A 17,702-nucleotide genomic window follows, 5' to 3' on the forward strand; every position below is an offset into this window, starting at 1 on the left:
TAAGGCCTTTGTCAGAATTGGGAGAAGACATGAATCAGGCCGACATTGGCCAGATCCACAAAGAAAGCAGCAACAATAGGAAGGATTATAAAGGGGAGCGGCGCGGGTCCATAGCGCTTGCGCACTGCGGTCATGTTCGCAATCGCCGTCGGCGTCGCCCCGAGGACGAATCCGGCGAAGCCTGCGGACAGCACCGCGGCGTTATAATCACGCCCCATCAGCGGGAAGAGAATGAAGATGATGAAGACCACCGCGACCAGTGCCTGCACCGCCAGTATCAGCAGCAGGGCAACCCCGAGCCCGGACAAGGTCCACAATTGCAGGCTCATCAGCGAGATGGTCAGGAAAATCGACAGCGAATAGTCCGACAGCAGCGCCAGGGCCCGCGTCCGCGCTGGCCAGCGCCAGCCGGGAAAGATGTGTGGCACGGTGTTCGACATCACGATCCCGACCATCAGGCAGGGCACGAAGAGCGGCAGGTTCACCCCCGCCTCCTGGATGCGGCCATGAATGACGAAGCCGATAATCACCGCGATATTGAGCACCAGAAGCGAGGCCATCATCGAGGTCTGGGACACTTCCTCGACCATGTTGGGATCGTGGGAGAGACCGACGATCGGGCCTTCGCGCCGGTCCTCATGGCTCGGTCCGAGATGGTCACGCGAGATCAGGAAGCGGGCGATCGGTCCGCCAAGAAAGGCTGCGACGATCAGCCCCAGCGTCGCATTGGCCACGCCCAGCTCCATCATGCCGGAGGTGGAATTGAGCCGCGCGATCTCCGGCGCCCAGGCGATCACTGTGCCATGCCCGCCGATCAGCGAGGCTGTGCCCACGAGAACGCCAGTCCCCGAAGGCAGACCAAACAGGCGCGCGCCGGCCACGCCGACCACGTCCTGCACGATCATGAAAAGCAGAGTCAGCCCGAGCAGCATCGCCAGCGGGCGGCCACCCGCGAGCAGATCCCTGAAGCGCGAATTGATGCCGATCGAGGTGAAGAAATAGACCAGAAGCAGATCGCGGGTCTCGGTGCCGAAGCTGATATCCATCCCGAAGCCGAGATGCAGGACCAGCAGGACCAGGGCGAGGCCAAGCCCGCCAACGACGGGTTCGGGAATATTGAATTCACGCAGGAGGCTGACACGCCGCGTGATGGCGACACCGCCAAAATAGACGATCATCGCCAGGGTGAACGTCTCGAATTCCGGGATATTCGTTATGTCCGCCAACAGGCCCGGACCAGGCATCAGGCGTGCTCTTGTGCGGCCCAGCGCTCCATCAGCGCGAAATAGCCGTCATCAGGCGCATCTTCATAGATCAGATCGTCATCGCGGAAGCTGACCCAGTCCTGGGCGCGGCGCACCCAGATGTGGCCGACCGGCTGCAAGCGGGCCCGGTCATCCAGCGTGCCGGCCTTCAGCGACAGGGCCGGCTTGCCCTTGCTGTCATGGGCAATCCGCGTACCACAGGCATCGCAGAACAGCCCCATCTTGGCAGCCTTGCTCTTGGTTTCGATCTCGAACGCCGCCGGCGCACCCTTGAGAAAACGAAATCCGTCGCGCTCGACCAGCATCGACATGCCAAAAGCGCTGGAGGATTGCTGCTGGCAGGCGATGCAATGGCAGCAATACAGCGTCATCGGCTGTTTGGTGATCTCAAAGCGGATGGCGCCGCACTGACAACCGCCGCGCAGAGGGAGCTTCATCAGGCTGGCTCCAGCACAGCGCGCTCGCTCGCCACCCAGGCATCGGCACAGCCCTTGGCCAGTTCGCGCACACGGGCGATCCAGCTGGCGCGCTCGGCGACCGAGATGGCGCCGCGCGCATCGACCAGGTTGAACAGGTGAGAGGCCTTGAGACAGAAATCATAGGCTGGCAGCGGCAGCGGCTTGTCCAGCGCCAGCAGCGCCTTGCACTGATTGGCTGCGTCCTCGAACCAGCGGGTGAGCATGTCAACATCGGCATGTTCGAAATTGAAGGCGGAGAATTGCCGTTCGGCTTCCTGGAAGATGTCGCCATAGCTCAGCCCGGCGCCGTTGAAGTCGAGGTCGTAGACATTGTCGACGCCCTGGACATACATCGCCAGGCGCTCCAGCCCGTAGGTCAGCTCGCCGGAAACGAGATCGACATCCTGTCCTCCGACCTGCTGGAAATAGGTAAACTGGCTGACTTCCATCCCGTCACACCAGACTTCCCAGCCCAGCCCCCAGGCACCAACGGTCGGGTTTTCCCAATCATCTTCGACAAAGCGGACATCATGCAGATCGCGATCAATCCCGATCGCATCGAGCGAGCCGAGATACAGTTCCTGCAGATTGTCCGGACAGGGCTTCAGAAGGACCTGGAACTGGTAATAATGCTGCAGCCGATTGGGGTTTTCACCATAGCGGCCATCGCCGGGACGGCGCGAAGGCTGGACATAGGCGGCCTTCCACGGACGCGGGCCCAGCGAGCGCAGCGTCGTGGCCGGGTGCAGCGTGCCGGCACCGACCTCGACATCATAGGGCTGGAGAATGGCGCAGCCATGGCTGGCCCAATAATGCTGCAGGCGCAGGATGAGGTCCTGGAAGGACGGCGCTTTGTCGGCGGCCATGGCAATTTTCCCGTCAGATCGAATGTCGGCTTGAATTGGCGCGGACACTAGGCAAGCGCGGCGCTGTAATCAAGCCGGTGACACCTGATCTTTTTGCGCTGCAACATCGGGCGCCCCGGGCTCACACATCCATCGCAATCAGGGCCTGCCCTCGCATGATCGCATCGGCCTCGGCGGTATGTGCCGCTTCGCCATCATCATGCAGCACCAGCGGTGGCAGGATCACCAGCGGAGCCTTGCCGCCGAGCCGAGCTGTCACCAGCACGCGCTTGGCCGGACGTTCGGCGCGCGGATGCACCGGCCGGATCATCACCGAGCCGAAGCGCGGGCCGAGAGCCGCCAGGATATCGCCCAACGCATCGGCGCGGTGGATCAGGGTCAGGCGCCCCTTCGGCTCCAGGACGCGGACAGCGGCTGCGATCCAGTCCGGCAGCGGGGCCTCGCCAGCCAGCCAGGCGCGTTGTTTCTCTGCCTTCGGCAAGCGCAGCGCGGCCGGGTCATCAAAATAGGGCGGATTGAAAAAAACCTGATGGGCCTTCAAGGGGCCGAGCGAGGCCGCGATATCACCCTCGCGCACCCTCACCCGTTCGCCGAGTCCGTTGGCGGCAATATTCTCCGCCGCCAGTTCGACCGCCTGCGGATCAATCTCTATGCCGAGAAAACTGCTGGAGGGCATGCGCTGAGCGGCGCACAGCAATGCGGCACCGGGGCCACACCCGAACTCCACCAGCAGCTCGCCCGGCCTGGCCGCCAGGCTGGCAGCGAGCAGGACGGCATCCATGCCGGCGCGATAGCCACGCGCCGACTGGCGCAATTGCACCTTGCCGTCGAGCAGATGGTCGAGCGTGGTGTCGCTCATTCTTCCTCCGGCAGGTCTTCCGCCAGCAGGCGCAGGGCCCTCGCCTCATCCTCATCGGCCACCATGAGGCGCCGCTTGATGAAAGGCAGCCCGCCGCCATAGAGCGTCGACATGCCTTCATCGAGCACCAGGCCCTCGATGCCGGCATCGTTCAACAGGCTCTGGGCGTAGGATAATCGGACCGGATCATTCGTTCTCAGGACCTCTTTCATGCGGGGCACCAACTCCTGTGCTGAATTGCCACCGTTATGGCCGCTTGCCGGACATGACGGGGATTTCTATTGTCACCACGTTTCTACAGGCTTCAAGGGAAACCCCCGCGTGGACAGCATAGTGAGAGTGAAAGCGACGGCTCCCATGCCCGAACCGGCAGAGCTCAACGCCGCCGAGCGCCTCGCCACGCTTGCCTTTGACGATATGAGGCGGGTCGATGCGTTGATCCTCGATCGGCTGCAGAGCCATGTGACATTGATCCCCGAGCTGGCGCGCTATCTGATCGAGGCTGGCGGCAAACGCGTGCGCCCGATGATCACGATTGCCGCGGCCAACATGATCGGCTGCCGCGACGAGGCCCCGGTCAAGCTCGCTGCCGCTGTTGAATTCATTCACACCGCGACCCTGCTGCACGACGATGTCGTCGATGAAAGCGGCATGCGGCGCGGCAAGGCCGCTGCCAATCTGGTCTGGGGCAACGCCTCCAGCGTACTGGTCGGCGACTTCCTGTTTGCGCGCTCATTCTCCCTGATGGTGGAGGCCGGTTCGATGAAGGCCCTCGGGGTGCTTTCTGCTGCAGCCTCGACGATTGCCGAGGGCGAAGTGCGCCAGCTGGCCGCCGTCAAGGATACCGGCGTTTCAGTCGAGACCTATCTCGAGATTATCGACGCCAAGACCGCCGCCCTCTTCTCTGCCGCAGCTCAGGTGGCCGGCATTGTCGCGGCGCGTCCGATTGTCGAGGAGAAGGCGCTTGAGGCCTATGGCCGCGAACTTGGCCTCGCCTTCCAGCTGGTCGATGACGCGCTGGATTATGACGGCGCCGCAGCCAAGCTGGGCAAATCGGTCGGTGATGATTTCCGCGAGGGCAAGGTCACCCTGCCGGTCGCCCTGTGCATCCTCTCCGCCGACGAGGAACAGCGCGCCTTCTGGGACCGGGTCATCGGCCAGCTTGATCAGCGCGATGGCGATTTCGAGACCGCACTGGGCTATATGCGCGAACACAAGGCCATCGAGGCCACCGTTGACGCTGCCCGTGCCCGTGCCGACAAGGCCCGCGAGGCCCTGTCGATCTTCCCGGCCAATGAATGGCGCCAGGCGCTCGAAGCCCTGGCCGGTTTCGTGGTCGAGCGCGTCCACTAGACCCGGCAAGACAGGACGCTATTGCGTGATGTCCTCGCCCGCCGCCGCCGCGCGTTTGCGGACGGTGCGATGGAACAGGGTGAAGCCGGCAACGCCGATCAGGAACACCGCAGATTTCAGCCCCGCCGGTCCGGCAGCGCCGATCAGCGCCAGCGTGCCACAGGCCAGGCTCAGCCCGGCCCAGACAAGGGCGACGCGGCGATGGCTCATCCCGAGCCGGATCAGCAATTGGTAGGCATGGGCCCGATGCGGCGCGAACAGGCGCCGGCCGGCCCTGGCACGTGCCGCCATCGTCAGCAGGACATCGCCCAGCAGGGGCAGGATCAGCAGCGCAGCCAGCCAGACTGTTCCGTCTGACCCGGTCGCCGCCCAGCGCAGGGCCAGACCCGCAAACAGGACCGAAGCCCCCAGCGCTCCGGCATCGCCGGCAAACAATGTCCCGCGGGCGCGCAACAAGGGGGCATTCCAGACGGCGAAACCGGCCAGCGCCGCCGCCAGGGCCAGGCTGGCCGGTGCGACATCACCGCCGCCGGTCAAGCCGAGAACCAGACAGGCAGGGATCAGGCAGGCAGCGATCAGCCCGTCAGACCCGTCCATGAAATTGACCGCATTGGCGGTGGTAAAGACCCACAGGCCAGACCCCAGCAGACCGATGATCCAGGGCAGCGCGACACCGAGATGGGTTACGGGTCCGGCCATCGCCGCCAGGGCAAGGCTGAGCGCCATCAGCAGGATGAATTTGAGCGTTTCCGACAGGGTGAAAAGGTCATCGAGCAAACCGGTGGCAGCGGCGATGCCGCCGCACACGGCCAGTCCGGCCAGCATCGCGGCGCTCGCCGGGGGCTGTTCGGGCAACAGCACCAGGGCGATGAAGAAGCCGGCGACAATCCCGAGCCCGCCGCCGCGCGGCGTCGGCTTGTCATGATTGGAACGCTGATTGGGACGGTCGATGATGGCGGCGCGCCGCATCACCCAGCCGATCAGCAAGGCGGTGACAAAGGCGGCGACCGGGGGCCAGAGATCAATCATCGCTGCCCGCTCCCAATTGCACCGGCACCACCGTCCAGTCCGGCAGGGCCGCGGCCAGCATCGCGGCGGCCTGCCGGGAAGCGTCGAGGCTGGTGTAGAGCGCAAAACAACTGGCGCCGGAGCCCGACATGCGCACCAGGCCCGGCTGGCCCGCCGCCGCCAGTACTTCCAGCGTCCGCGCGATCTCCGGCGCGACCGAAAGCGCCGCCGGCTCTAGGTCATTCGGTTCGGCCGCGAGCCAGGCCGGCAGGTTCTGCAGATCCGGCGCCGATTCTGTCAGCTTCGCAGGCGCGCCGGCATCAAATCGCCTGAACACTTCGGCGGTCGAGACAGGTATTCCGGCATTGACGATAACCCCGAAGAGCGGCGCAAACTCACCCAGCAATTCGATCCAGTCACCAATCCCGCGCATCCGCAGCGGGCGGGAATACAGGCAGGCCGGAATGTCGGCGCCGAGATCGCAGGCCAGATGCGCCAGCTCCTCGACCGGCAAGTCGAGCTGCCACAAGCGGTTCAGCGCGCGCAGCGTTGCCGCCGCATCGGCGGACCCGCCGCCCAGTCCGGCCGAGACCGGGATCCGCTTTTCCAGGTGGATGGCCGCGCCAGCCCTGATGCCGGCGGCATGCTGCAATGCCCGCGCAGCGCGGAGCACCAGATTATTGCCCTCACCGGCGAGTGCCCGCGACGCCTCCCCCGACAGGGTCAAGGTCAGTCCGGCGGCGGGTCGGACGGTGATCGTGTCGCCCCAGTCGGCAAAGACCACCAGGCTGTCGAGCGGATGATATCCGTCCTCGCGCGCGCGCCCGACCCGCAGGGTCAGGTTGACCTTGGCGCTGGCGCGTTCAACGATCTCGCTGCCCGTCACGGCGTATCGACCTCGATCGGAATGGACTCGGCGGCGGGAACACCCGATTCCAGGCGCAGCTCAATTCCGGCCCGCTCTGCATCGTCCGGGTCCAGATCGAGCGTCCGGCGCCACTGGAAACCGGCTTCGAGCCGGCGCCCGACCTGCCAATAGGCATCGCCGAGATGGTAGTTGATGGTGGCATTGCCCGGATCCAGGGCTGCGGCCCGCTCCAGCTCGGCGACGGCGGCGTCGTAATGGCCAAGGCGATAATGGGCCCAGCCGAGACTGTCGACGATATTGCCCTGCTCCGGTTCCAGCTCAGCCGCCTGGGAGACCATCTCGAAGGCGCGCGAGATATTGACCCCGTGATCGATCCACAAATACCCGAGGTCATTGAGGATTTGCGGCTCCCGCGGCGCCACTTCCAGCGCTTCCAGATAGGCTGCCTCGGCTTCGGTCCAGTCTGCGCCATCGTAGAGACAGGCGGCGCGGAAATAATAGTGGCGCCAGTCATCCGGCTGGCCGGCAGCGTGCCGGTCGATGATCACGCTGTGATAGAGGTCGACGGCTTCGTCACAGCGGCCCTGCACCCGCAACAGATCGGCCAGGATAAGCCGCGGCTCGGTATCGCCGGTACGGTTTGAAAGCTGCTGCGCGGCCAGGGTCGCCGGCTCGATATTGCCGAGCCGCGCCATCAGCCAGATCCGGTCGATTTCCGAGGAGGTTTTGAAGGGGCCTTCCGGTACGGCGGCATATTCCACCAGGGCCAGCTCGGGCAGGTTGATGCGCTGCAGGGTTTCACCCAGCATGATCCGTATCGATGCATCGGCCGGATCTAGGCGTTGCAGCATGCGCAGATAGATGACCGACATGTCCATATCGGCCTGGGCCGCGAGGCTGGCGGCCGGACCGAAGGCCGAACGGGCGGCGAATTGCGCAATGCTCGGACGTGCCGGTGGCCGGCGGCCGGCGGTGACCTGTTCGAGCGCCGCGCGCATGCTGGCATCCAGAGGATCACCTTCAAGATAGGCATTATACAGCGCCGCCGCATCGTCCCGGCGCCGCTGGCGCTCGAGGAAATTGCCATAGAGCTCGGTGGCCATACGCGGGAAGGGCGAGGAGAACACTGCCGCCTGATAGGCTCCGTCCGCCTCCTCGACCCGATTGGCAGCGTCGAACAGCATGGCGCGGTGAATGGGGATGAACGGCGAGAGGAAGCCGGGCGCGGTGAGGTCTTCGGCACCGGCCAGCGCCTCGTCGACAGCGCCGCCGCCGAGCAGGGCCCACTCCGACCAGATCTGGGCCAGGAAAGTATTGAACGGCCCGTAGTCCGGTGCGTTGTGCAGGGTATCGAGCGCCTGCGCATAGCGGCGCGCATGGATCTGGTCGGCTGCCAGATAGAGGCTGGCCAGACGGCTCGGATCACCCGAGGCGGTGCTGGCAGTGGCCAGCTGGACAGCGCGGTCCATCTCGCCGGCCAGGATCCCGGTGATGAAAGCACGATCGGTCAGGATCGCATCGCCGGGCATCAGGCGCAGCGCTTCGGCATAGAAATCGGCCGCCACCTGCGCATCGCGGTTCACGCCTGCATGGCGCGCAGCCAGGAAGGCGCCGTAGGCGGTCGCCTCATCCTCCGGCATGGTGGTCGCACAGGACGCCGTCATGAAAACGGCAAGGAAAAGGGGCAGGACGCGCAGGATCTTGATCATGGCGTCATGCTCGCTCTCCGGGGGCCTGCGTGCAAGGGCCCTGCACTCATGGCCTACATATTGGCATACATCGGACCGCCGCCGCCCTCGGGCGTCGTCCAGTTGATATTCTGGTTCGGGTCCTTGATATCGCAGGTCTTGCAGTGGACACAGTTCTGGGCGTTGATCTGGAAACGCTCCTGCCCTGTCGTCTCATCCTTGATCCACTCATAGACCCCGGCCGGGCAATAACGTGTCGACGGTCCGGCAAAGACCGCCAGTTCCGAGGTTTCCTGCAGGGACAGGTCGGCGACCTTGAGGTGGACCGGCTGGTCTTCCTCGTGATTGGTGTTGGAGATGAAGACCGAGGACAGGCGATCGAAGGTCAGCACACCATCAGGCTTGGGGTAGCTGATCGGCTTGTGCTGCGCCGCCGGCTCAAGGCTGGCCGCATCGGTCTTGCCGTGCTTCATCGTGCCGAAGGGCGACCAGCCGCCCAGCAACGTGTTGCACCACATATCGATGCCGCCAAACATGACGCCCAGCAGGGTGCCGAATTTCGACCAGAGCGGTTTGACATTGCGCACGCGCTTGAGGTCCTTGGCGACCCAGGAATTCTCGTAGGCCGTCTGGTATTCGCTCAGCTCGTCATGGGCGCGGCCCGACTGGATCGCGGCGAAGGCGGCTTCCGCGGCCAACATGCCGGTCTTCATGGCGTTATGGCTGCCCTTGATGCGCGGCACATTGACGAAGCCGGCCGAGCAGCCGATCAGCGCCCCGCCCGGGAAGGCGAGTTTCGGCACGGATTGATAGCCGCCCTCGGTGATGGCGCGGGCGCCGTAGGACAGGCGCTCGCCGCCTTCCAGAGTCGCGCTGATCGCCGGGTGCGTCTTCAGGCGCTGGAATTCCTCGAAGGGCGAGAGGTAGGGATTTTTGTAATTGAGGTGAACGACAAAACCGATCGAGACCAGGTTCTCGCCATAGTGATACATGAAGGAGCCGCCACCGGTCTTGCCGTCGAGCGGCCAGCCCATGGTGTGCTTGACCATGCCGGGCTTGTGGTTCTCCGGCTTCACGCGCCACAGCTCTTTCAGGCCGATACCGAATTTCTGCGGCTCCTTGCCGGCGGAGAGGTCGAAGCGTTCGATCAATTGCTTGGCCAGCGAACCGCGCACGCCCTCGCCGATCAGCGTGTACTTGCCGCGCAATTCCATGCCCGGCTGGTAGCCATCCTTGTGGGAACCATCCCTGGCGACGCCGAAATCACCGGTGACCACGCCCTTGATGGCGCCATCTTCCTCGACCAGCGCCGCGGCCGGGAAACCGGGATAGATCTCGACGCCCAGCGCTTCAGCCTGTTCGCCGAGCCAGCGGCAGACATTGCCAAGCGAGACGATATGGCAGCCATGATTGCTCATCAGCGGCGGGAAGAAGATGGTCGGCAGGCTGATCGAACCGTGATGGCCAAGCACTTCGAAGATATCGGTCTTCACAGGATCACTGATCGGCGCGCCCATATTCTTCCAGTCGGGCAAAAGCTCATTGAGCGCCTTGGGATCAACCACGGCGCCGGAGAGGATATGCGCACCGACTTCGGCGCCTTTTTCCAGCACGGCGATCGAGACCTCGGTCCCGGCTTCGGCAGCGAGCTGTTTCAGACGGATCGCGGCGGACAGGCCCGCAGGCCCGCCTCCAACGATGACAACGTCATAATCCATGGATTCGCGTTCGATGGGGGCGTCAGTCATGGGGCGGCGACCTCTTGTCTCTTCGGATTCGATACATATCCGGCTTGCGGGTATCCGGTCATAGCTTAGGATCGCGCCAGCTTCCAGCGCTTGCCGCGCAGGAGAGCAAGTTTTTTGACGTTGACGTTCACGTAAGGCCCAATCATTCCCGCTCCCGCCCTCACCTCGTCGGATGAAAAAGCCCTCAAGGCGTTGATCGCCTGGTGGGAGGATGCCGGTATTCCGCTCGACGAACCGGTCGTTCGGCCGCGCGCGCCTGCGGCAAGCCGGGCCCCGGCGGCACAGGCCGGAGCAGGACAGGCTGCAGGCTCACCGGCCCGCGCATCCGAAGGGCGCCCCGCCGCCGCGACGGCCGCCTCGGCCAAGGCTGCCGGTTTCGGCGATGCCGCCAGCGACGGGCCGAGCGCCCGCGAACTGGTGGCCGACACGCCGACGCTGGAAACCCTGCGCGCCGCGATCGAGAGCTTCCACGGCTGCCCGCTGCGCAACACCGCCCGCAATACGGTGTTTGCGCGCGGCAATCCGCAGGCGAAAATCATGATCATCGGCGAAGCCCCCGGCCGCGACGAAGACCTTGCCGGGGAGCCCTTTGTCGGCCCGGCCGGGCATCTGCTCGACCGGATTTTCGCCTCGATCGGCCTCGGCGGCGAGCAGATCTACATCACCAATATCCTCAACTGGCGGCCACCGGGCAATCGCAGCCCGACGCAGGAGGAGATTGCCTCCTGCCTGCCGCTGGTCGAACGTCATATTGCCCTGGTTGAGCCCGACATTCTCGTCCTCGCGGGCGGTATCGCCGCACAATCCCTGCTCGGCGCCAGCGAGAGCATCACCAAGCTGCGCGGCAAGTGGGCCGATTACGCCATCCGCGATGCAGCTGGCGAGCCAACCGGCAAGACCATCCCGGCCCTGCCAACCTTCCACCCGGCCTATCTGCTGCGCCGGCCAACGGAGAAACGCTTCGTCTGGCAGGACATGCTGACGCTCGCCAAGCGGCTCGAAGCCTGAGTGCGGCCGGTTCGCTGCCGGGCTAGTGCGGCATCCGGTCGCGGCTGACCGTCCCGACACAGTCTCCACCGCCATCGCCCTGCCTGCGCGTGGCGGCATGCTGCGGCGAACCACCCATGAGCGCCGAGCACTATCAACCTGAATTTCCCGGCTTTTTGGAATAATTACCTCGTCTTTCAACGAATTTTGACGTCGATATTCTCGGGCCGGACGGACCTCGCACAACCTTCAACTGTTTGCCCGGCTGGTACCGGATATTCCGGCCCGGCCACGGCGCTGACTCGCAAGCCCTGCGCTTCAGGATCGATTAACCTCCGGCACCGAGCTTGTCGGCCGAAACGCCCCCAACTCGCAGGCAAACGGCATGACAGGACTCAGAAATTCACAACTGCGGCAGGCGAGACGCGCACCGCAAATCGATCAGCTGACGGGCAAGGAGCGCACTTTCCCCGACGATCAGGTGATCGTCACCAAGACCGATCTCAAAGGCCATATCACCTATGCCAATGAGGTCTTCCAGTCGCTGTCCAGCCTGACAGAGCGCGAATGCCTGGGCGCGCCCCACAATCTGATCCGCCACCCGGACATGCCGCGCTGCGTCTTCGACCTGATGTGGAAGACGATCCAGGACGGGCGCGAGATCTTCGCCTATGTGCTGAACCGCGCAACGAATGGCGACCATTACTGGGTCCATGCCCATGTCACCCCCAGCTTCAATGATGCCGGTGAAATCGTCGGCTATCACTCAAACCGGCGCAAGCCGGAGCGCCGGGTCGTGCAGGAGCACATCATCCCGCTCTATGCGCAATTGCGCGCCGAAGAGCGCCGGCATGAACGCCCGAAACAGGCCCTCGCCGCTTCCACTGAAATGCTGAACAGCAAGCTCGCCGAACTCGGTCTCGAATACGACCAGTTCGTCTGCACCCTCGGGCAGGATCACTGACCGAGCGCACATCTGCCACGCGAAATGCCCTGCAAAGGAAGTCCCACATGTTCGAAAGCAATGACCGCAAAGCCATTCGCCGGGCCGGCCAAATCGTGCGCGCCGTCGCCAATGGCGATTTCGAGCAGCGCATCACCCACATCTCGTCCGATCCGGAAATTGCGGAGATGGAGCTGGCGATCAACCTGTTGATCGATCGGGCCGACGCCTATCTGCGCGAGTCACATGCCTGCTTCGACTATGTGCGCCAGAACAAGCATTTCCGCCTGATATCCGAGACGGGGATGGTCGGCGGCTTCCGCAATGCAGCGCAGTCGATCAATGCCACCATCCTGTCGATCAAGGCACGCCATGAGGGGGCCGTTGACCTTGCCACACGGCTTGAAGCGGAACTGGGCGATGTCGTGTCAGGCGTTTCCACCACGATCGAAAACCTCAATGATGCCACCGCAGGGCTGAACACCATCACCGACACGGCGAACCAGAAATGCATCAATGTCTCGGCCGGCGCCGAGCAGGCATCGACCAATATGCAAAGTGTCGCCGCTGCCGCCGAGGAATTGACGAGTTCGATCGGAGAAATCGACCGCCAGACCGCCAATTCAACCGATCTCGCTGCAGCCGCCGTCGAGAAATCGCACTCCATGAACGCCCAGATCGAGAATCTCAGCGCCGTATCGCGGAACATTGGCGAGGTGGTCAATCTGATCAATGCTATCGCCGAACAGACCAATCTTCTGGCGCTGAACGCCACCATCGAGGCTGCGCGCGCCGGCGATGCCGGCCGGGGCTTCGCCATTGTCGCCCAGGAGGTGAAGACGCTGGCGGGGCAGACCGCGCGGGCCACCGAGAATATCAGCGCCCAGATCAACGCCCTCCAGACGAGTACGGTCGAGGCTGTGTCCGCGAACGCGACAATCAGCTCCGCCATTGAGGACATCAACGCAGCCTGCAGCGCGATCGCGGCCTCGGTGACGCAGCAAAGCTCCGCCACCAACGAGATCGCAAGAAGCGTCGATGAAGCGGCCCAGGGGACGCGCAGCGTCTCGAGCGGTATCAGCGCGGTGCAGATGGCCACAGATCAGACCCGGGATACGGTCTCCACGGTCGTCCAGTCCTCAAACGTTCTGGCCGAGCAGGAAGGCAATCTGATCAATCTGCGGACCAATATCGTCGACTTCCTGGGCGAATTGCGCCGGGTCGGCTGAGGCCGTTGATCAACTGGTCGTGAAATTTTGTTCTTGATTTGTTCTGAGCGTTAAGCATAATCCTGCACCTGACCGGGCGCCCGGGAGGCTACGCCCTGAATGCCCCAATACTGACCCCGCCGCCCCGGGGTCGAGGCGCCCGGTCAAACCTTTCCGGACAGTCTGACGTGGCGATCCACGAAGCCCTTTTACAGGGCGGCGAAACCCTTCATGTCTGAGACCAGGAACGCCCGGGGGATGCCAGGTGGCCAGCGCGCCATGCAGAACCTTCCGCGCCAAGGGGCCTCGGTGCCGTAGCGATGGCTCCCGTGACAATGCGTCTCATCGGCGAAATCGCGCCACCCTGTAGACTTGATCAATATCAAGATCCGTCAGATCAAGGGCCCGAAAATGGACAGAGTCGCTGACAGGGGTGCGCTGCGTCGTGCCGCGCCGCCTTTCCTGCAAAATGCGTTTCGGCCCTTCTTCCTTGCCGGGGCCTTGTGGGCTTCGGCGCTCGTGCCGCTCTGGGTGTGGGAATATGCCGGGGGCGGGCTCGGGGCCCGGGCATCGCTCGGCCTCGCCGGACATGCCCATGAGATGCTTTACGGTTATCTCGCCGCGATCATTTGCGGGTTTTCCCTGACGGCGATCCCGAACTGGACCGGCCGCGCACCGGTTGCCGGCAAGGGGCTGGCCGCCCTGTTTGCGCTCTGGCTTGCCGGACGTATCGTGATGGTGAGCGCCGACGGCCTGATCGCGACGATCATCGATGTCGCCTTTCTGTTCGCGCTCGCCGCCGTGGCCTTGCGCGAAGTCCTGGCGGGCAAGAACTGGCGCAATGTGCCCGTCGCGGGTTTGCTCACCCTGTTCGCCCTCTCCCATCTCCTGTTTCATTTTCCGGCCGCTTACCTGGCGGCCATCCGCGGCACTTTCGCGGTTGCTGCCCTGTTGATCGCGGTGATCGGGGGCCGGATTGTTCCAAGCTTCACCCGGAACTGGCTGGCCTCGATCAACAGTCCGCACACAGCGACCATGCCGGGACCAATGAAAGCCTATGACAAGGCATCGATTGCCCTGTTGGCCCTCGCCCTTCTGTGCTGGATCGCTATTCCCTTCCAGCCGGTCACGGGGATGCTGCTCCTGCTGGCCGGGCTGACCCAGACCGTGCGGCTGGCGCGGTGGAAGGGGTTTGCGACCCTTTCCGAACCGCTCGTCTGGTCGCTGCACGCCGGTTATGCCTGGCTGGGGATTGCGGCCGCACTGATCGGTGCCGGCATTCTCTGGCCAGCCGCAATGCCGGCGTCTGCGGGCCTGCACGCGATGGCAGCGGGGCTTATCGGCTCCATGACACTGGCGGTGATGACGCGTGCCAGCCTCGGCCATACCGGCCGCCCCCGAACCGCCAACCGGGTGACGACGCTGATCTATGCACTGGCACATCTGGGCGCGATACTGCGGGTTTGCGCAGCGCTCAGGGACAATGACCCCGCCCTTCTGATGGCCGGTGCCACGCTGTGGAGCGGCGCATTCCTGCTTTTCTGTATTGGCTATGCGCCGATGCTGCTCGGAGCCCAACCGGCGGCGAGCCGCTAGCTCGCCCGTCGCATGTCCGGCGCGGGCATCAGGTGTGCAGGCGCTCTCAGTCTTCCGTATTCAAGCGGGCGAGTGCGTCCGGCGTATTGATATTGCTGAAGGCAGCGATCGGCCCCGTCAGCGGCAGCGCCTCGGCCCTCAGGCTCGCAAGCAGGCGTTTGATGGAATGGATATCCTCGTCCCGCAGCGCCCGGCATGGCGCAATCGGTACCAGCGCCGGCAGCGGCTGCCCGGCCCAGTGGAGAGCCTGTCCGGACGGGCCCGCAAGCAGGGGGGCGAGCTGGCGGGGCTCGAGCAGGGGCATGTCCACAGGTATCACCAGCAGGCTGTCATACCGTTCGTGCAGCAGACAGGCCGCGTCGATGATGGCGCGGGCCGGGCCGGCATGCGGCTGACTGTCAGGCAGGCCGTCGGCCTCCTGCGGCCGTCCGCCGACATGGATGGCTGTAATGCCTGTCGCGAGCAGGAGGGCACGGGCGCGGGCCAGCAGGGTCTGGCCACGCCAGGCGAGCTCCGCCTTGTCCTGCCCCATCCGCTCGGACCGGCCGCCGGCGAGGATCAGTCCGGCGAGCCGGCCGGATTCAACCGGCCGGGTCATCGATCAACCGTGTCGGTTTGGCGTAGCGGGCGAGCCGCTCGCCATCCTCGATCGTGATGCGGCGGCCCTCGACCGTCACACCGTGCGCCTGCAGCGCGCTGAAGGCGCGCGACAGGTTCTCCGGCGTCATGCCAAGCATCGAGGCCAGCGTCCGCTTGCCGATCTGCAATTCCAGCACATTGGCGCCGCCAGCGCGCACCTGCATGCGCAGGATATAGTTGGCCACGCGCTCCACAGAGGTGCGCAATTTAAGATTCTTCATCGATTTGACGACAGCGCGATAGCAATTGGCCAGCTCGACGACGATAGCCCGGGCGAAGGCCTCGTCGGTCGCAAAGGCATGGCGGACATCATCCGACGGGATCAGCAGGATCTTGCTCGGTTCGGTCGTCCGGCCCGACATCAGATAGGGGGCGTCCTTGATGCTGGCCGCCAGGATGAAGGTCGAGACTGGCCGCACCATCGCCATGGTCGATTCCCGGCCATTGGCCGAGGAGAACAACTCCACGCAGCCCTCGACCATGATGTAGAGAAAGTCGGCCGGGTCGCCTTCCTTGATCAATTCGATCTGCGCCGGGAAACGCTGCAGATAGGCCGCGGCAACCAAATCCTCGAACACGTCCGCATCCATCTCCTTGAACAGGGAGAGTGCGCGGACTGATTCGCAATCTTCTGGCCTCATTTCGCGCTCCGGCTCGGCTACCGTAAAACCTATAGGGCATCTTTGATAAAGATCAATCGGCGCCGTGAACAATCACAAGTTCTGAACCCACTTAAATTTAGTGGGTATGATACAAAATACATTTTATTCCAAATACTTGCGGCAATCGGACGCGCGGCGCGCTGACCGGTTGCCGGGGTGATCGCTTCCCCGTAACGCTAATCCCGGATCGCAACCACACCGGGACGGGACACAGGGGATGTTTCATGGATTCGCTTGAGAACGTGACGCGAGGGCAACAGGCCCGGGCCTTGGGGATGAGCACGCTCGCCTTCACCGCCTGCTTCGCCGTCTGGACTATTTTCTCGATCATCGGCGTGCGGATCAAACAGGAGCTCGGCCTGTCCGAGACCGAGTTTGGCCTGCTGGTCGCCACCCCGGTCCTGACGGGCTCGATCAGTCGTATCTTCCTCGGGGTCCTGGCCGAGCAATATGGCGGCCGGGTGATGTTCCCGATCCAGATGCTCACCACCGCACTGGCCACATTCCTGCTCTCGCACGCCAACAGCTATCCGCTCTTCCTGCTCGCCGCACTTGGTGTCGGGCTGGCCGGCGGCTCCTTCATCATCGGCATCGCCTATGTCTCGCGCTGGTATGACGCCAAGTCACAGGGCACGGCACTGGGGATTTTCGGCGCCGGCAATGTTGGCGCGGCGGTGACGAATTTCGGCGCACCTTTCCTTGTCGTGGCCTTCGGCTGGCAACAGACGGCGCAGATCTATGCCGCCGCCCTGACACTGATCGCCATCCTGTTCTGGGTCTTCACCAAGGACGACCCGGCCCTGGTGGCGCGCCGCAAGAGCGGTGAGAAACCCGTCTCGGCCCTGATGCAGCTGGAACCGCTGCGTGACCCGCGCGTCTGGCGTTTCGCGACCTATTATTTCTTCGTCTTCGGGGCCTTTGTGGCGCTCGCCTCCTGGCTGCCGCGCTATTATGTCGGCGCCTACGGGCTCGAGCTTCAGGTCGCCGGCATGCTGGCCGCAGCCTATTCGCTGCCGGGCTCGATTTTCCGGGCGCTGGGTGGTTGGCTGTCCGACAAGTTCGGCGCCCGCGCGGTGATGTATTTCACCTTCATCGTCTCGCTGATCTGCCTCTTCATCCTGAGCTACCCGCCCACCCATTATGTCGTCGATGGCATCAACGGCCCGATCGCCTTCAGCCTGGTGACCAGCGTGCCGGTCTTCGCGACCCTGACGATCGCGCTCGGCTTCGTCATGTCGCTCGGCAAGGCCGCCGTCTACAAGCACATCCCGGTCTATTACCCGCACCATGTTGGCGGGGTGGGCGGCCTGGTCGGCATGATCGGCGGGCTGGGCGGTTTCGTGCTGCCGATCTCCTTCGGCATCGTCAACGACCTGACCGGGATTTGGACCAGCTGCTTCATGCTGATGTTCGTCCTCGTCGCCGTCTCGCTGGTCTGGATGCACGTCGCCATCCGGCGCCAGGAACACCGCAAACATCCAGAACTCGCGACGGAGAAATACCTCTCCGACATGCCTGACAACCCGCTTCCCGCCCCAGTTACGAACTGAGACG

General features: G+C 64.1%; 17 protein-coding genes. 6 read left to right on the forward strand and 11 right to left on the reverse strand.

From position 1 onward, the window contains the following. Positions 1–11: 11 nt before the first annotated feature. The 5 genes from gltS to ACN0YF_RS03360 all read right to left on the reverse strand — a co-directional run bounded on the left by gltS (position 12) and on the right by ACN0YF_RS03360 (position 3,660). Positions 12–1,244 (reverse strand): sodium/glutamate symporter, encoded by a 1,233-nt coding sequence (gltS, locus tag ACN0YF_RS03340; protein WP_417493342.1) that lies wholly within the window; start codon positions 1,242–1,244, stop codon positions 12–14. After that, the gene (locus tag ACN0YF_RS03345) at positions 1,244–1,702 is read right to left on the reverse strand and encodes a GFA family protein (RefSeq protein ID WP_417482813.1); all 459 of its coding nucleotides are present in this window, start codon (positions 1,700–1,702) and stop codon (positions 1,244–1,246) included. Before ACN0YF_RS03345 ends, gltS begins: the two co-directional genes overlap by 1 nt. Continuing rightward, a complete protein-coding gene (locus ACN0YF_RS03350) occupies positions 1,702–2,589 on the reverse strand; it encodes a glycine--tRNA ligase subunit alpha (protein ID WP_417493343.1) in 888 nt (295 codons plus the stop codon). Before ACN0YF_RS03350 ends, ACN0YF_RS03345 begins: the two co-directional genes overlap by 1 nt. Positions 2,590–2,710: 121 nt before the next feature. Continuing rightward, positions 2,711–3,448: a tRNA1(Val) (adenine(37)-N6)-methyltransferase gene (locus tag ACN0YF_RS03355; RefSeq protein ID WP_417493344.1), complete on the reverse strand. Its 738-nt coding sequence runs from the start codon at positions 3,446–3,448 to the stop codon at positions 2,711–2,713. After that, the gene (locus ACN0YF_RS03360) at positions 3,445–3,660 is read right to left on the reverse strand and encodes a DUF2007 domain-containing protein (protein WP_417493345.1); all 216 of its coding nucleotides are present in this window, start codon (positions 3,658–3,660) and stop codon (positions 3,445–3,447) included. Before ACN0YF_RS03360 ends, ACN0YF_RS03355 begins: the two co-directional genes overlap by 4 nt. A gap of 145 nt (positions 3,661–3,805) precedes the next feature. On the opposite strand from ACN0YF_RS03360, the gene ACN0YF_RS03365 reads away from it, so the two are divergent. Next, positions 3,806–4,801: a polyprenyl synthetase family protein gene (locus tag ACN0YF_RS03365; protein WP_417482816.1), complete on the forward strand. Its 996-nt coding sequence runs from the start codon at positions 3,806–3,808 to the stop codon at positions 4,799–4,801. Positions 4,802–4,819: 18 nt separating this feature from the next. On the opposite strand, the gene ACN0YF_RS03370 is transcribed toward ACN0YF_RS03365, so the two are convergent. From ACN0YF_RS03370 to ACN0YF_RS03385, 4 genes are read right to left on the reverse strand one after another with little or no spacing between them, the layout of a single operon-like run. Beyond that, positions 4,820–5,830, reverse strand: coding sequence for a hypothetical protein (locus ACN0YF_RS03370; protein ID WP_417493346.1), 1,011 nt, complete (start codon positions 5,828–5,830; stop codon positions 4,820–4,822). Next, positions 5,823–6,695: a 4-(cytidine 5'-diphospho)-2-C-methyl-D-erythritol kinase gene (locus ACN0YF_RS03375; protein WP_417493347.1), complete on the reverse strand. Its 873-nt coding sequence runs from the start codon at positions 6,693–6,695 to the stop codon at positions 5,823–5,825. Before ACN0YF_RS03375 ends, ACN0YF_RS03370 begins: the two co-directional genes overlap by 8 nt. Further along, positions 6,692–8,386, reverse strand: coding sequence for a tetratricopeptide repeat protein (locus tag ACN0YF_RS03380; RefSeq protein ID WP_417493348.1), 1,695 nt, complete (start codon positions 8,384–8,386; stop codon positions 6,692–6,694). The genes ACN0YF_RS03375 and ACN0YF_RS03380 overlap by 4 nt, the downstream gene beginning before the upstream one ends. A 53-nt stretch (positions 8,387–8,439) precedes the next feature. Continuing rightward, positions 8,440–10,113: an electron transfer flavoprotein-ubiquinone oxidoreductase gene (locus tag ACN0YF_RS03385; RefSeq protein WP_417493349.1), complete on the reverse strand. Its 1,674-nt coding sequence runs from the start codon at positions 10,111–10,113 to the stop codon at positions 8,440–8,442. Positions 10,114–10,305: 192 nt separating this feature from the next. On the opposite strand from ACN0YF_RS03385, the gene ACN0YF_RS03390 reads away from it, so the two are divergent. From ACN0YF_RS03390 to ACN0YF_RS03405, 4 genes are all read left to right on the forward strand, one after another. Beyond that, positions 10,306–11,121, forward strand: a complete 816-nt coding sequence (locus tag ACN0YF_RS03390; protein ID WP_417493350.1) for a uracil-DNA glycosylase — start codon at positions 10,306–10,308, stop codon at positions 11,119–11,121. 364 nt (positions 11,122–11,485) lie between these two features. Then, a complete protein-coding gene (locus ACN0YF_RS03395; protein WP_417482822.1) occupies positions 11,486–12,064 on the forward strand; it encodes a PAS domain-containing protein in 579 nt (192 codons plus the stop codon). A 47-nt stretch (positions 12,065–12,111) separates the two neighbouring features. Next, positions 12,112–13,272, forward strand: coding sequence for a methyl-accepting chemotaxis protein (locus ACN0YF_RS03400; protein WP_417493351.1), 1,161 nt, complete (start codon positions 12,112–12,114; stop codon positions 13,270–13,272). A gap of 390 nt (positions 13,273–13,662) precedes the next feature. Further along, positions 13,663–14,847: an NnrS family protein gene (locus ACN0YF_RS03405; RefSeq protein WP_417493352.1), complete on the forward strand. Its 1,185-nt coding sequence runs from the start codon at positions 13,663–13,665 to the stop codon at positions 14,845–14,847. Positions 14,848–14,893: 46 nt separating this feature from the next. Here the strand turns inward: ACN0YF_RS03405 and mobA are convergent, their stop codons facing one another. Continuing rightward, positions 14,894–15,445, reverse strand: a complete 552-nt coding sequence (gene mobA, locus ACN0YF_RS03410) for a molybdenum cofactor guanylyltransferase (RefSeq protein ID WP_417493353.1) — start codon at positions 15,443–15,445, stop codon at positions 14,894–14,896. Continuing rightward, a complete protein-coding gene (locus ACN0YF_RS03415) occupies positions 15,429–16,127 on the reverse strand; it encodes a helix-turn-helix domain-containing protein (protein WP_417493354.1) in 699 nt (232 codons plus the stop codon). Before ACN0YF_RS03415 ends, mobA begins: the two co-directional genes overlap by 17 nt. 245 nt (positions 16,128–16,372) lie before the next feature. Between ACN0YF_RS03415 and ACN0YF_RS03420 the strand changes: the two genes are divergently transcribed. Continuing rightward, complete coding sequence (locus tag ACN0YF_RS03420) at positions 16,373–17,698, forward strand: MFS transporter (protein ID WP_417493355.1); 1,326 nt, start codon at positions 16,373–16,375, stop codon at positions 17,696–17,698. The last annotated feature ends 4 nt before the right edge of the window (positions 17,699–17,702 follow it).

The organism is Maricaulis sp. (genome assembly GCF_048270265.1).
Classification (GTDB): Bacteria; Pseudomonadota; Alphaproteobacteria; order Caulobacterales; family Maricaulaceae; genus Maricaulis.

Bases quoted from the DNA above. Each gene is read 5' to 3' on its own strand.
- gltS (WP_417493342.1), bottom strand. From the start codon at position 1,244: ATGCCTGGTCCGGGCCTGTTGGCGGACATAACGAATATCCCGGAATTC.
- ACN0YF_RS03345 (WP_417482813.1), bottom strand. From the start codon at position 1,702: ATGAAGCTCCCTCTGCGCGGCGGTTGTCAGTGCGGCGCCATCCGCTTT.
- ACN0YF_RS03350 (WP_417493343.1), bottom strand. From the start codon at position 2,589: ATGGCCGCCGACAAAGCGCCGTCCTTCCAGGACCTCATCCTGCGCCTG.
- ACN0YF_RS03355 (WP_417493344.1), bottom strand. From the start codon at position 3,448: ATGAGCGACACCACGCTCGACCATCTGCTCGACGGCAAGGTGCAATTG.
- ACN0YF_RS03360 (WP_417493345.1), bottom strand. From the start codon at position 3,660: ATGAAAGAGGTCCTGAGAACGAATGATCCGGTCCGATTATCCTACGCC.
- ACN0YF_RS03365 (WP_417482816.1), top strand. From the start codon at position 3,806: ATGCCCGAACCGGCAGAGCTCAACGCCGCCGAGCGCCTCGCCACGCTT.
- ACN0YF_RS03370 (WP_417493346.1), bottom strand. From the start codon at position 5,830: ATGATTGATCTCTGGCCCCCGGTCGCCGCCTTTGTCACCGCCTTGCTG.
- ACN0YF_RS03380 (WP_417493348.1), bottom strand. From the start codon at position 8,386: ATGATCAAGATCCTGCGCGTCCTGCCCCTTTTCCTTGCCGTTTTCATG.
- ACN0YF_RS03385 (WP_417493349.1), bottom strand. From the start codon at position 10,113: ATGACTGACGCCCCCATCGAACGCGAATCCATGGATTATGACGTTGTC.
- ACN0YF_RS03395 (WP_417482822.1), top strand. From the start codon at position 11,486: ATGACAGGACTCAGAAATTCACAACTGCGGCAGGCGAGACGCGCACCG.
- ACN0YF_RS03400 (WP_417493351.1), top strand. From the start codon at position 12,112: ATGTTCGAAAGCAATGACCGCAAAGCCATTCGCCGGGCCGGCCAAATC.
- ACN0YF_RS03405 (WP_417493352.1), top strand. From the start codon at position 13,663: ATGGACAGAGTCGCTGACAGGGGTGCGCTGCGTCGTGCCGCGCCGCCT.
- mobA (WP_417493353.1), bottom strand. From the start codon at position 15,445: ATGACCCGGCCGGTTGAATCCGGCCGGCTCGCCGGACTGATCCTCGCC.
- ACN0YF_RS03415 (WP_417493354.1), bottom strand. From the start codon at position 16,127: ATGAGGCCAGAAGATTGCGAATCAGTCCGCGCACTCTCCCTGTTCAAG.
- ACN0YF_RS03420 (WP_417493355.1), top strand. From the start codon at position 16,373: ATGGATTCGCTTGAGAACGTGACGCGAGGGCAACAGGCCCGGGCCTTG.